The sequence below is a fragment of the Pseudomonas sp. B7(2017) genome (genome assembly GCF_002112745.1).
GTDB classification, from domain to species: Bacteria; Pseudomonadota; Gammaproteobacteria; order Pseudomonadales; family Pseudomonadaceae; genus Aquipseudomonas; species Aquipseudomonas ekonensis.
The window spans coordinates 81,026-93,786 of the sequence record NZ_NEIP01000012.1; the positions used below are offsets into that span (position 1 = coordinate 81,026).

Genomic DNA, 12,761 nt, shown 5'->3' on the forward strand with positions numbered 1-12,761 from the left:
AGATGCCGAACGGGAAACCGCCTTCGCGAGCGGGCTCGCTCCCACATTGTTGGGGCCGCTGTCAGATGCCCTGGCTGCGCAGCCAGGCCATCAGTTGCGGCAGCGGAAACGCGCCGCTCTGGCGCGCCACCTCTTTGCCGTTCCTGAACAGGATCAGGCTCGGAATGGAGCGGATCCCCAACTGCGCCGCCAACTGCTGATTGGCCTCGCTGTCGAGCTTGGCCAGCCGGCATTTGCCCGCCAGTTGCGCCGCGGCCTGCGCGAACACCGGCGCAAACGACTTGCACGGCCCGCACCAGTCCGCCCACACGTCCACCAGCAACGGCAGGTCGCCCTTGATCTGGCTGGCGTAGTCGCCCTGATTCAGCTCGAAAGGCTTGTCCAGCAGGACATCGGCCTTGCAGCGCCCACATTTCGGGTGGTCGCCCAGGCGATCGGCGGGGATGCGGTTGAGGCCGTTGCAGGTGGGGCAGGGGATGAGCAGTGCTTCAGTCATGGGGATTCTTCGATAGGCGTTCGGTGAGCATTAATTGGTGTCGCGGGAGCGAATTATCAATGTCGCAACTGCTCACAGTTTCAACCGGTTCCCGGCTCGAATCAAAACTACGCTGCAAGGCACCTGAACGTTTTGTGCGTCTATCGCCAGGAGATCGCTTTGCCTGAATCTGCGTGCTACTTTTGTTGCACTTTCGGGGAGTCCAACGACTCCTTTTTCTCGGAACGGAGTGACGCCATGTCTGTAACCTCCAGGATCCGTCGCCAAGGTGGGGCGGCGATCATCACGATACCGCCGACACTGCTCAAGCTCATGCACCTCGAAGTGGGGGCGCAGCTTGAACTGAATGTGGTGGATGGCGAACTGGTTGCCCGCCCGGTGGATCCACCCGCACGTAAACGCTACCGGTTGTCTGAGCTGCTTGAGGGGGCCGAGCAGCTACAAGAGTTGAATGCTCAGACGGCTGAAGCCCGGGAAGGCAGTCCGATCGGGCGGGAATTGGGTTGATGGTGCGCAGGCAACCCCCGCAGCGGGGGGATGTGTACTGGATTGATCCCAATCCCGTTGCCGGAAGGGAAATGATGAACCGCCACCGCTTTGTCGTTATCACGCCATGCGAGATCAACGCGTTGGGCGTCAGCATGACCGTCCCGGTGACCAGCGGAGGCAACTTTGCCCGCAGTTCTGGCCTTGCCGTGACCGTCAGCGGCCATGAGACCAATGGTGTGGCGGTGTGCAACCAGGTGCGAAGTTTCGATATCGAGCAGCGCGTGCGAGAAGGCTCGGCCAAGTTCATCGAGCGGTTGGACGACGTGACGATGGCGGACATCGTCGCCCGTGTCGTGAGCGCCATCGACCCTCTGGAATGAAACGGCTCACGACGAACAACTGATCTCCAGATGCTTGCCCCACTCCGGCGGTCGCTCGGCGTAGCTTTCCATCCCCGGCTGTTCCTCGAACGGCTTGCTCAGCACCGCGTGCAGGCGGCGAACCTCTGAATAGTCGCCGCTCTCGGCCGCTTCGATGGCCCGCTGGGCCAGGTAGTTGCGCAGTATGTACAGCGGATTGACCGCGTGCATGCGCGCCCGGCGCTGCTCCTGGCCGGTGTCGCCGTCCCGTGCGGCGCGGGCGACATAGCGCTCGCCCCAGGCATCGAAGCCCTTGATGTCGACGAAGTCGTCGCGCAGCCGGGCGACGGCCTGCTCCGCCGGCTCTTCGCCCAGGCGGCGGAAGAACAGGGTGTAGTCGACGCCGCTGTTCTGCATCAGTTGCAGCAACTGTTCGAGCAATGCCTGATCCCCGTCCTCGGCGGTGGTGAAGCCGAAGCGGCGGCGCATCAGGTCCAGGTAATGGGCCTGGAACAGCGGCAGGTACAGGCCGAGGGTTTCGCGCAGGGCCTCGACGCTGATGAACGGCGTCAGGGCCTGGGCCAGGGCGCTGAGGTTCCACTGGCCGACCGGCACCTGGTTGCTGAAGGAGTAGCGCCCCTGGTCGTCGGAGTGGTTGCAGATGAAGTGGGCGTCGAAGTCGTCGAGGAAGGCATACGGGCCGTAGTCGAAGGTGATGCCGAGGATCGACATGTTGTCGGTGTTCATCACTCCGTGGCAGAAGCCGTAGGCCTGCCATTGGGCGATCAGTCCGGCGTTGCGCTCGACGATCTCGCGGAACATCGCCAGGTACGGTTCCGGTTGTTCCAGGCAATGGGGGAAATGCTCGGCCAGCACGTGTTCGCCCAGTTGCTTCTGCTGCTCGGTGCGCTGGGTGTAGTAGAAGTATTCGAAGTGGCCGAAGCGGATGTGGCTCGGCGCCAGGCGCAGCACCATCGCCGCGCGTTCCTGTTTCTCGCGCCATACCGGGGTGTCTGAGCCGATCACGCACAAGGCGCGGCTGGTGGGGATGTTCAGGGCATGCAGCGCCTCGGAGGCGAGGAACTCGCGGATCGACGAACGCAGCACCGCACGGCCGTCGCCCATGCGCGAGAACGGCGTCTGCCCGGCGCCCTTGAGGTGCAGGTCCCAGTGTTCGCCGGCATCGTTGACCGCTTCGCCCAGCAGCAGGCCGCGACCGTCGCCCAACTGCGGCGTGTAGCCGCCGAACTGATGCCCGGAATAGACCATCGCCCGCGGTTCAGCCTCGGCCCAGAGCTTGTGGCCGCCGAACAGTTCGGCGAATTCCTTCGTTTCGGCCGTTGCGGGGTCGAGATCCAGCAGCGCCAGGGCGGCCGGGCTGGCGACCACCAGCCGCGGATTGTCGATGGGGTCGGGCAGCACATGGGCCGAGAACGCATCGCCCAGGCGGGCGAAGCGGTTGTCGAAGGTCAGTTCGTCGAGGGCTTTCAAGGGCCGGCTCCAGCAGAATGTCCGAGCATTCTGCTGGGAATAGGCCGGTTAGTCGAGCTTGGCCGGCGGCGGTTCCTGCAGCGGCTTTTGGTTGTCGGCGACCGGCACGATGGTTTTGGCCTCGGGCTCGATGGGCACCATCTTGTATTCCTGGCCGTGGAGGTTTTTCAGGTAGACCTCCATCTGGCGGAACGAGATGTTGATGTGCTGCTTCTTGAACTCGCGGTTGATGAAGCGGTTGACCTCGTCGATCACCGGGTTGCGGTCGCCGAGGTCGCGCACGTGCATGCGCAGCTCGTGGTCCAGGGTGCTTTCGCCGAAGTTGAGGAAGTACACGTGCGGCTCCGGCTCCTTGAGCACCCGCGGGTTTTCCCGGGCGGCCTTGAGCAGCAGTTCCTTGACCAGGTCCAGGTCCGAGCCGTAGTCCACGCCCAGCTTGAGCGTGACCCGGGTGATGGTGTCGGTCAGCGACCAGTTGATCAGTTGCCCGGTGATGAACGTCTTGTTCGGGACGATGATGTCCTTGCGGTCGAAGTCGGTGATGGTGGTGGCGCGGATGCGGATCTTGCTCACCGTGCCCGACAGGTTGCCGATGGTGATGGTGTCGCCGATCCGCACCGGGCGCTCGAACAGGATCATGATGCCGGAGATGAAGTTGGCGAAGATCTCCTGCATGCCGAAGCCCAGGCCCACCGACAGCGCCGCCACCAGCCATTGCAGCTTGTCCCAGCTCACGCCGAGGGTGGAGAGGGTGGAGACGAAACCGACCCCGGCGATCACGTAGGACAGCAGCGTCGTGGTGGCGTAGGCGCTGCCCTGGGCCAGGTTCAGTTTCGACAGCACGAACACTTCCAGCAGGCCCGGCAGGTTGCGCGCCAGGGCGAAGGTGATGCCGATGATGATCAGCGCGCCGAGCATGTCGCCGATGCTGATCGGCACCATGCTCATGTTGGCGCCGGTGCCGCTGGTGTATTCGTAGAGGGTGACGTTGTCCAGGTACGAGAACACCGTGATCAGGTCCGCCCACGCCCAGTACAGCGCGGCGATGAAGCCGCCGAGCAGGGCCAGGCGGATCAGGCGCAGGGACTGTTCGTTGACCTTCTCGATGTCCAGGGTCGGCTCTTCGATGACGGCCTCGCCGTCGCCGGCCTCCTTGGCCGCCTGCCGCTTGGCCAGCGCCCGCTGGTAGGCCAGGCGCCGCGCCGCCACGGCCAGGCCGCGCACGAAGGTGGCCTCGATGACCAGCCAGAGCATCAGCAGGTACAGGGTGTTGATCAGGCGGTCGCTGAGCTTCAGCGCGGTGTAGTAGTAGCCGAAGCACACGGCGACGAACAGCGCGATCGGCAGCAGGGTGAACATGATCCCCACGGCCTTGCGAAACAGCGAGGCGTTCTCGTGGGTCGGGCTGCTGATCAGCAGGCGGCTGAGCAGCCAGGCCATCAGGGCGTAGCAGGTCAGCACCACCGGCATGCCGATCACGTCGTCGGCCAGCGCCGCCGGTTGCAGCTCGGCGACCGCCACCACGGCCACCAGCGCCATCACCACCAGCCCGAGCCGGCGGATCCAGCCCTGGAGGAACTCGACCTGCGGCTTTTCCCAGCGGAAATGCAGCTCGGCCACGCCGCCCGGCGCGAGGATCCGGTAGGCGGTGTAGAACACCAGCCAAGCCTGGGCCATCTGCAGCAAGGCCGCGCCCATGTTGGCGTTCTGCCCCCGGGCGTCGATCTGCAGGGCCAAGCCGCAGAGGGCCAGGCCCAGGGTCACCGGCATCGCCAGCAGGATGTTGATCAGGATCGCCTGAGGCGTGTGCCACTGGCTGTCGCGCTTGAAGTGGCCGATGTCCTGGTGGACCTTGTTCAGGCGCGCATACAGGTGCTTGCGCCGCCACAGCAGCGCGCCGATCAGCAGCGCCAGCGGCAGGAACAGCAGCGGACGCTGGGTCAGGCCGTCGGTCAGTTCGCTGAGGCTGGAGGCCAGCGGCAGGGTGTCGATCTGCCGTTTGAGGCGCTCCGGAATGCCGCGCATCCATTCCAGGTCCAGCGGCTTGTTGCTGGGGATCCAGAACATCTGCTCGTCGAGGGTCGCGCGCAGGCTCTGGGCGGTGCTCAGCAATTGCTTCTGGTTCAGTTGCAGGGTGATCGATTCGTTGAGCACCGCGCTCAGTTCGCGGTTCAGGCGCTCCAACAGGTCGGCGCGGGTGTTGGCCAGCTCCAGCAGGCTTTTGCGCAGTTGCGGGGTGACTTGCTCCGGCGGCTGGGTGGACAGCAGGTTGTCGACGTAGGCGGCCGGGTTGCTCAGCAGCTCACGCTGCTGGCTGACTTCGAACTGGTACAGGCGGATGTCGGCGATCTGGTCCGCCAGGTCACGGTCGACCCGCAGCCGCGGCAGCGCCTGCTTCTGCTTGTAGAGGATCTTGGACAGCAGCAGGCTGCCCTTGAGCACGTTGATCTGCTCGTCGAGGGCCGAGTCGCTCTGGGTCAGGCTGTCCAGCTGCTGCTTGGTCTGCAGGTTCTGCTGGGTGACTTCGTTGAGGCGGTCGGTGCTCTTGAGCAAGTAGTCCGAGAGCTTCAGGTTGGCCGCGCTTTCGGTGGCCAGCAGGCTGCTGCCGCCGGCCTTCTGGGCCTCGATGGACTGTTGGGTGACGGTCTCCTGGGACTGGGCCAGGCGCTTCTGGTTGATCAGGGTCTGCAGTTCCTGAAGCTCGCGGTCCAGGCGGTCGGACTTCTCCGAGAGCAGGTCATGCTGGCTGTTGCCCAGGTCCTGCAGCTGGCTGTTGCCGGCCAGTTCCTGGCGGCGCAGCGGGATCAGGGCGTTCAGGGCCACGAGTTCGGCATTGAGCAGGTCGCGCTGTTCGGCGGTCAGCGGCTTGCCGCTGTCCTTGCCGGTCTTGAGCACGGTGTTGATCTGCTGGATGCGCGTCTGGCTGCCGGCGATCTCGGCCTGGGCGCGCTCGGGGCGGGTCTGGGCGGTGATGATCAGGCTGTTGGCGTCGGCCAGGGCCTTCTGCATGTCGCTCTGCTGGGTCGAGCGCTCGGCCAGCATCTGTTCCAGTTGCGCGATCGATTCCTTGGGGAAGCGCTGCGCCACCGGCACCACGCTGCTGGCCTTGAGCCGCGTCAGTTCGCGGGTGTTGTCGAGGGTCTGCTTGGGGGCGGTGGCCAGCTGCTGCTTGAGGTCGCTCAGCTTGCGTTCGTAGTCGCGCCGGTTGTTGAGCTGGGTCAGCGTGTTCTGCAGCACTGTCTGCAGGGCCTTCTGGTCGGCCTCGGGCAGTTTGCGGTCGGCGATCTTGTCCAGGCTGGCCTGCACGGCTTCGCTGGACGGCGGCTCGGCGGCGTGGAGCGGGCCGACGGAAAGACTCAGGCCCAGCAGGGCCGCGGCGAAAAAGGAACGCAGGGTAGGCATAGAGACCGGTCAAGCAAGTGAAGGTGGACGCAGTTTAGAGGAAGAGCCCGGGGCCCGGGCGACTTCCTTCGGGGAATCTGACGCCCACTTTGCCGATCTTGTTCCCGTCCATGACCGCGACCGTCCAGTGGGTGTTGTTCCACTCCACCTGGTCGCCGACCACCGGGGCGCCCCCGACTTTCTGGGCGATGAAGCGGCCCAGGGTCATGTCCGGATCGATGCCCTCGGCGGACAGGCCGTAAAGGGCGGCGACGGCTTTAAGCTGGGCGTCTCCTTCGAGCACGAAGTCGCCGAAGAAGCGCAGGTCCAGGCCCCGCTGCGGCGCCTGGCTGAACAGTTTTCCGAGGGCCGGCAGGTTGTGTTCGTGGCCGATGACGCACAGCAGATCGTCGACTTCCAGCACCGTACTACCCGACGGATGGAGCAGTTGCTGGCCACGGAACAGGGCTGCGATGCGGGTGCCTTCGGGCATTTTCAGCTCGCGCAGGGGCGAACCGATGCACCATTTCTCCGCGCCGAGGCGGTAGACGAACAGCTCCCACTCACTGGTGACGTGCACCTCCAGCGCCGAGCGGGAGATCGGCGCCGGCTCCGGCGGCACGGTGACCTTCAGCAGGCGGGCGACCCAGGGCAAGCTGGTGCCCTGCACCAGCAGCGACACCAGCACGATGAAGAAAGCGAGGTTGAAGTACAGCTGTGCATTGGGCAGCCCGGCCATCAGCGGGAACACCGCCAGGATGATCGGCACCGCGCCGCGCAGGCCGACCCAGGAAATGAAGGCTTTCTCGCGGCCGTGGAACGCCTTGAACGGCAGCAGGCCGACCACCACCGACAGCGGCCGGGCGAACAGGATCATCCACAGCGCCAGGCCCAGGGCGGGCAGGGCGATGGGCAGCAGGTCGTGCGGGGTGACCAGCAGCCCCAGCACCAGGAACATGCCGATCTGCGCCAGCCAGGCCATGCCGTCGAGCATGTGCAGGATGCCGTGGCGGCTGCGCACCGGGCGGTTGCCGATCACCAGGCCGCACAGGTACACCGCCAGGAAGCCGCTGCCGTGCAGGGCGTTGGTCAGGGCGAACACCACCAGGCCGCCGGCGATCACCAGGATCGGGTACAGGCCGGTGGCGAGGTTGATCCGGTTGACCAGTTGCAGCATCAGCCAGCCGCCGCCCAGGCCGATCACCCCGCCGATGCCGAACTCGCAGATCAGGTGGGTGAGCAGGCTCCAGTGCAGGCCGGTCTGGCCGCTGGCGAGCATGTCGATCAGGGTGACGGTGAGGAACACCGCCATCGGGTCGTTGCTGCCGGATTCGATCTCCAGGCTGGCGGTCACCCGCTCGTTCAGGCCTTTGCCGCCGAGCAGCGAGAACACCGCCGCGGCGTCGGTGGAGCCGACGATGGCGCCGATCAGCAGGCCCTGGATCAGGTTCAGGTCGAACAGCCAGGCCGCGGCCATGCCGGTCAGGCCCGTCGTGATCAGCACCCCGACCGTGGCCAGCGACAGCGCCGGCCACAGCGCCACGCGGAAACTCGACACCCGGGTGCGCAGGCCGCCGTCGAGCAGGATCACCGCGAGCGCCAGGTTGCCGACCAGGTAGGCCGTCGGGTAGTTGTCGAAGATGATCCCGCCGCCGTCGACCCCGGCGGTCATGCCCACGGCGAGGATGATGACCAGGATCGGGATGCCCAGGCGGGAGGACAGTGAGCTCACCAGAATGCTTGCACCTACCAGCAACGCGCCGATCAAGAACAGGCTGTTGATGGTCGTCGCATTCAAAGGCATCACTCCAGAAAAGCGTAAAGGCGGGCACGGACTGACCATGCAGTCTGTGTGCCAGCGATAATAACCTGCGCAAATGCGCGGCTGTCAAAGAGCTTTTTGCGCACCCCTTGCGATACCGCGGACAGACTTGGATTTTGTGGTGAGGGAGCAGGCTCCCTCACCGCTGGAGGGCTTAGAGGCTGAAGCGGCCGACCATGTTGTTCAGATCCAACGCCAGGCGCGACAGTTCGTTGCTCGCCGCACTGGTCTGATTCGCGCCGGTGGCCGACTGCACCGAGAGGTCGCGGATGTTCACCAGGTTGCGGTCCACTTCCCGGGCAACCTGCGCCTGCTCTTCGGCGGCGCTGGCGATCACCAGGTTGCGCTCGTTGATTTCGACGATGGCGCTGTTGATGGTGTCCAGCGACAGGCCGGCGCCGCGGGCGATGTTCAGGGTCGATTCGGCGCGTTCGGTGCTGTTGCGCATCGAGTCCACGGCATGTTCGGTGCCGCTCTGGATGCTGCCGATCATCCGCTCGATCTCGCTGGTCGACTGCTGGGTGCGGTGGGCCAGGGCCCGCACTTCGTCGGCCACCACCGCGAAGCCGCGTCCGGCTTCGCCTGCACGGGCGGCCTCGATGGCGGCGTTGAGGGCCAGCAGGTTGGTCTGGTCGGCCAGGCCGCGGATCACGTCCAGCACCTTGCCGATGTCGCGGGATTCGTTGGCCAGGTCGCCGATCAGGGTGGCGGTGCTCTGCACGTCGGCGCTCATGCGTTCGATGGCGCTGACGGTCTCCATCACCAGGTCGCGGCCGTCGCCGGCGGAGGTGGTGGCGTGCCTGGAGGCTTCGGAGGTGCTGACCGCGTTGCGGGCGACCTCTTCCACGGCGCTGGTCATTTCGTTGACCGCGGTGGCGGCCTGCTCGATCTCGTTGTTTTGCTGGGTCAGGCCACGGGCGCTTTCGTCGGTGACGCTGTTGAGCTCTTCGGCGGCGGAGGCCAGTTGGGTGGCCGAGCCGGAGATCCGCTGCAGGGTATCGCGCAGCTTGGACTGCATCTTGGCCATGGCCGCCAGCAGGCGACCGGCTTCGTCGCTGCCGTCGACGTGGATCGAGCGGGTCAGGTTGCCTTCGGCGATGGTTTCCGCCGCGTCCAGGGCCTTGGCGATCGGCTTGGTGATGCTGACGGTCAGCAGCCAGGCGAACAGGAACGTCAGGCCGGTGGCGATCACCAGCAGGCTCACCACTAGGGTGAACGCGGTGGCGTACTGGTCGGCGGCGTTCTGGTTGGTCTTGCTGATCTGCTCGCCGTTGATCTGCATCAGCTGGTTGAGCACGGTGTTGATCGCTTCGGAGTTGTCCAAAAGCTCGGTGTTCACCAGATTGCGCAGCGCATCCACCTGATTGTTGCGCGACAGGGTCTTCATCCGGTCTTCGATCTGGCGGTACTGCGCCAGCAACTGCACGTACTGGTCATAGGCGGCACGTTCCTGCGGGCTGCTGATCAGCGGCTCGTAGTCGGTCTGGGCCTTGCGGATCTGCTGGTTGCGCATCTCCAGCAGCTCGATGGTCTTTTGCTGGACGTCCGGCTCGCGGTTCACCAGCAGGCGGTACGACAGCACCCGCAGGCGCAGGGACAGCTGGGTGAACTCGTCGAGGTTCTTGATGCTCGGCACGCTGCTGGTGGTGATGTTCTCGGCGGCGCTGCGGATGTTGCTCATCTGGTTCAGGGCGAAGACGCCGAGGATCAGCATCAGGGCGCCGATCAGCGAGAAACCGGTGAAGGCCCGGGGGGCGATGTTCATGTTGCGAAGGGACATTGGGGATACCAGGAAGGGCCGCGTCCTTGCGGGCTGAGACTGCTGTTGGCTGACTTATCGGTCATGGGATGGAAGTCTTGAGCCCCTGTGCGCATTTGCCGCATCGGGCCCCAAGCGACGAAGTGCAGGAACCCAATCGGCCGACGGCAGTCTCTAAAGCTCGCGAGAACGGTCGACCGCCAGGAAAATCAAGGCCTTGCGCCGGTTTAACCCTGGCATCCACGGTGACTTTTCTTTATCGTACGCGCCCTTTGAAAAATGCCTGGAAATCAAAATGTTGGAAGCCTCCCTCAGCCAATTGGAACAGCTCGTCAGCGACCTGGTGCAACAGAACCAGACCCTTTCGCACACCAACCAGTCCCTGACCGCGGAACTGGCCCAGGCCAAGGATGAAAACGAAAGCCTGCAACTGAGCCTGATGGAGCAGGAAGAGAAGCACGGCGCCACCGCCGCCCGCATCCAGGCCCTGGTCGACCGGGTCAACGCAGGTCCGGTCAGCGTATGAGCCACGGAGCCGGGGTAAAGGTCATCTCCATTCTCGGGGAAGACTATTCGATCAAGGCACCGGCCGGGGAAGAACAGACCCTGATGGACGCGGCCATGATGCTCAAGGCCGCGCTGGCCGACACCAAGCGCAAGTACCCGACCCTGATCGGCGACCGCCTGCTGGTGCTGGCGGCGATGAACCTGTGCTCGCAGCAGATCGAAATGAAGAAGCAGCACCAGCAGGAACTCGAGCGTTACCAAGAGCAAGTCAGCGCCACGGTCGAGACCATCGCCAAGACCATCCACCAGGGTTGATGGCCTGAGCACAACCTGGGAATAAGATTGTCGATCGAGCTGTATACAATCGGCACGGCTGTTGCAGTGTTTCAGCCTCTTATTCCTCGGGGGTGATCCATGCAGTTCTGGCGGCGCAGTATTCAGTGGCAGTTGATCCTCGGCATGGGCACCGCCCTGCTGGTCAGCATTCTGATCGTGGTCGGCATTTATACCCTGGTGGTCAACCGCCTCGCCCAGAGCTATCTGGTGGAACAGGCGCTGCCGTCGAGCATCGAGGCGACGCGCAACGACATCGAACGCATCCTCGTCCAGCCGCTGACGGCCGCCAAGGACATCGCCAGCAACCAGATGGTGCGCGACTGGCTCGCCAACGGCGAAGACAGCAGCCAAACGGCAGCCTTCGTGCAGTATCTGGAAGGCATCCGCGCCGAACATAAAGCGTTCACGGCGTTGATCGTCGGTACCGCCTCCAACCATTACCTCACCGAAAAGGGCCTGGACCGCACCCTCAGCCGCTCCAACCCGGCCGATGCCTGGTTCTATGCCTTTCTGGACAGCGGCCAGCCGCGCACCCTCAACATCGACAAGGACGGCGCCACCGGCGAGCTGGCGCTGTTCATCGACCTCAAGGTCGAGCAGGCCGGCAAGACGGTGGGCGTGGCGGGGCTCGGGCTGAGCATGAAAGAGCTGTCGCAGCTGATCCACGACTTCAGCTTCGGCGAGCGTGGCAAGGTCTATCTCGTGCGTTCCGACGGTCTGATCCAGGTGCACCCCGAGGCGCAGTTCAGCGGCAAGCGCACGCTGAGCGAGCAGATCGGCGCAGGTGCCGCGCAAGCCGTGCTGGGCCAGAAGACCGCGGTGAACGCCACCTTCAGGCGCGATGGCGAAGATTTCCTCGCCTTCAGCCTGCCGCTGCGCGATCTGGGCTGGACGCTGGTGGCCGAAGTGCCGCAGTCGCAGATCTACGCCGAGGCCCGCCGGGCGATGTGGATGAGCAGCGGCATCGGCGTCGCGGTGGCGCTGCTGTGCCTGGCGCTGGTGGTGTGGCTGGCCCAGGGATTGGTGCGGCCGATCCGTCAGGTAACAGCGGCATTGGTAGCGATCGGTAGCGGTGGTGGAGATTTGACCCATCGGTTAGATTCCAGCCGTGCCGATGAGCTGGGCGACCTCGCCCGCGGCTTCAACCGTTTCCTGGACAGCCAGCGCGCCATGATCGGCGAAGTGCTGACCACCAGCGAAAGCCTGCGCGTCGCCGTCGGCCAGGTTGCCCGGGTGGTGGACAACACCGCCGAGCGTTCCGGCCGCCAGCAGGAAATGACCGACATGGTCGCCACCGCCGTCCACGAAATGGGCCTCACCGTGCAGGAGATCGCGCAGAACGCCGGCAATGCCGCGCTCGCCTCGCAGACCGCCCGCGACGAGGCTCAGCAGGCGCAGGAAGTGGTCGGCGGCTCAATCCGCCATATCGAAAGCATGTCCGACGAGATCGGTGTCGCGGCCGGCGCGGTCGGCGAGCTAGCCCAGCAGGTGGCGTCCATCGATCAGGTGCTGGCGGTGATCCGCGGCGTGTCCGAGCAGACCAACCTATTGGCGCTCAACGCCGCCATCGAAGCGGCCCGGGCCGGAGACATGGGCCGTGGCTTTGCGGTGGTGGCCGATGAGGTGCGCACGTTGGCGCGGCGCACCCAGGCCTCCACCGACGAGATCCAGCAGATGATCGGCAGCCTCAAGCAAGGCGCGGAAAACGCCGTCTCGTCGATGCGCTCCGGCCAGGCCGCCACCGGCACCGGGGTCGAGTCGAGCCAGCGCACCGGCGCGTCGCTGACCGCTATCACCGGGCAGGTGGAACGCATCAGCGACATGAACCATCAGGTGGCGACGGCGACCGAAGAGCAGTCGGCGGTGACCGAAGAGATCAACCGCAACGTTCAGGGCATTTCCGATCTGGCCCGGGCCACGGCGGGAGAGGTCAGGGCGTGCCGCGAGGACTGTCAGATGCTGCGGCGCCTGGCCGATGACCTGGCGCGGCAGATGGGCGGGTTCAAGCTGAGTTGATGGGGTCGACGCCATCGCCAGCAGGCTGGCTCCCACCTTGGAACGCGTTCTCCTGTGGGAGCCAGCCTGTTGGCGAATGGCCCTCAAAAACCACACATGACTTGG

The 12,761-nt window shown here is 65.0% G+C and carries 10 protein-coding genes and 2 pseudogenes; 6 read left to right on the top strand and 6 right to left on the bottom strand.

What is annotated here, in order from left to right; translation table 11 throughout:
• Positions 1-61: 61 nt before the first annotated feature.
• Positions 62-496, bottom strand: a complete 435-nt coding sequence (gene trxC / locus CAG29_RS20695) for a thioredoxin TrxC (protein WP_085695061.1) — start codon at positions 494-496, stop codon at positions 62-64.
• Between the two features lie 237 nt (positions 497-733).
• Between trxC and CAG29_RS20700 the strand changes: the two genes are divergently transcribed.
• Both CAG29_RS20700 and CAG29_RS20705 read left to right on the top strand, forming a co-directional pair.
• Positions 734-1,003: an AbrB/MazE/SpoVT family DNA-binding domain-containing protein gene (locus tag CAG29_RS20700; RefSeq protein ID WP_085695062.1), complete on the top strand. Its 270-nt coding sequence runs from the start codon at positions 734-736 to the stop codon at positions 1,001-1,003.
• Positions 1,003-1,365, top strand: coding sequence for a type II toxin-antitoxin system PemK/MazF family toxin (locus CAG29_RS20705; protein WP_085640382.1), 363 nt, complete (start codon positions 1,003-1,005; stop codon positions 1,363-1,365). Before CAG29_RS20700 ends, CAG29_RS20705 begins: the two co-directional genes overlap by 1 nt.
• 6 nt (positions 1,366-1,371) lie before the next feature.
• Here CAG29_RS20705 and selO read toward each other — a convergent pair whose 3' ends face one another.
• The 5 genes and pseudogenes from selO to CAG29_RS29140 form a co-directional block, all read right to left on the bottom strand.
• On the bottom strand, positions 1,372-2,835 hold the full coding sequence (gene selO, locus CAG29_RS20710; RefSeq protein ID WP_085640380.1) for a protein adenylyltransferase SelO: 1,464 nt from the start codon (positions 2,833-2,835) through the stop codon (positions 1,372-1,374).
• A 48-nt stretch (positions 2,836-2,883) separates the two neighbouring features.
• The gene (gene mscK, locus CAG29_RS20715) at positions 2,884-6,237 is read right to left on the bottom strand and encodes a mechanosensitive channel MscK (protein ID WP_085585351.1); all 3,354 of its coding nucleotides are present in this window, start codon (positions 6,235-6,237) and stop codon (positions 2,884-2,886) included.
• Positions 6,238-6,271: 34 nt separating this feature from the next.
• Complete coding sequence (locus CAG29_RS20720; RefSeq protein ID WP_085695063.1) at positions 6,272-8,014, bottom strand: potassium/proton antiporter; 1,743 nt, start codon at positions 8,012-8,014, stop codon at positions 6,272-6,274.
• Positions 8,015-8,192: 178 nt separating this feature from the next.
• Complete coding sequence (locus tag CAG29_RS29135; protein ID WP_371916646.1) at positions 8,193-9,065, bottom strand: methyl-accepting chemotaxis protein; 873 nt, start codon at positions 9,063-9,065, stop codon at positions 8,193-8,195.
• A gap of 30 nt (positions 9,066-9,095) precedes the next feature.
• Positions 9,096-9,818: pseudogene (locus CAG29_RS29140) on the bottom strand (MCP four helix bundle domain-containing protein); the annotation flags it as partial.
• Positions 9,819-10,092: 274 nt separating this feature from the next.
• Here CAG29_RS29140 and CAG29_RS20730 point away from each other — a divergent pair.
• The 4 genes and pseudogenes from CAG29_RS20730 to CAG29_RS29150 all read left to right on the top strand — a co-directional run bounded on the left by CAG29_RS20730 (position 10,093) and on the right by CAG29_RS29150 (position 12,656).
• Positions 10,093-10,323 carry a hypothetical protein gene (locus tag CAG29_RS20730; protein ID WP_085585344.1) on the top strand — a complete coding sequence of 77 codons (231 nt, stop codon included), beginning with the start codon at positions 10,093-10,095 and terminating at the stop codon, positions 10,321-10,323.
• The gene (locus CAG29_RS20735; protein WP_085585342.1) at positions 10,320-10,619 is read left to right on the top strand and encodes a cell division protein ZapA; all 300 of its coding nucleotides are present in this window, start codon (positions 10,320-10,322) and stop codon (positions 10,617-10,619) included. Before CAG29_RS20730 ends, CAG29_RS20735 begins: the two co-directional genes overlap by 4 nt.
• Before the next feature lie 144 nt (positions 10,620-10,763).
• Positions 10,764-11,789 (top strand): annotated as a pseudogene (locus tag CAG29_RS29145) (cache domain-containing protein); the annotation flags it as partial.
• A gap of 135 nt (positions 11,790-11,924) precedes the next feature.
• The gene (locus tag CAG29_RS29150; RefSeq protein ID WP_371857108.1) at positions 11,925-12,656 is read left to right on the top strand and encodes a methyl-accepting chemotaxis protein; all 732 of its coding nucleotides are present in this window, start codon (positions 11,925-11,927) and stop codon (positions 12,654-12,656) included.
• Positions 12,657-12,761 lie beyond the last annotated feature (105 nt).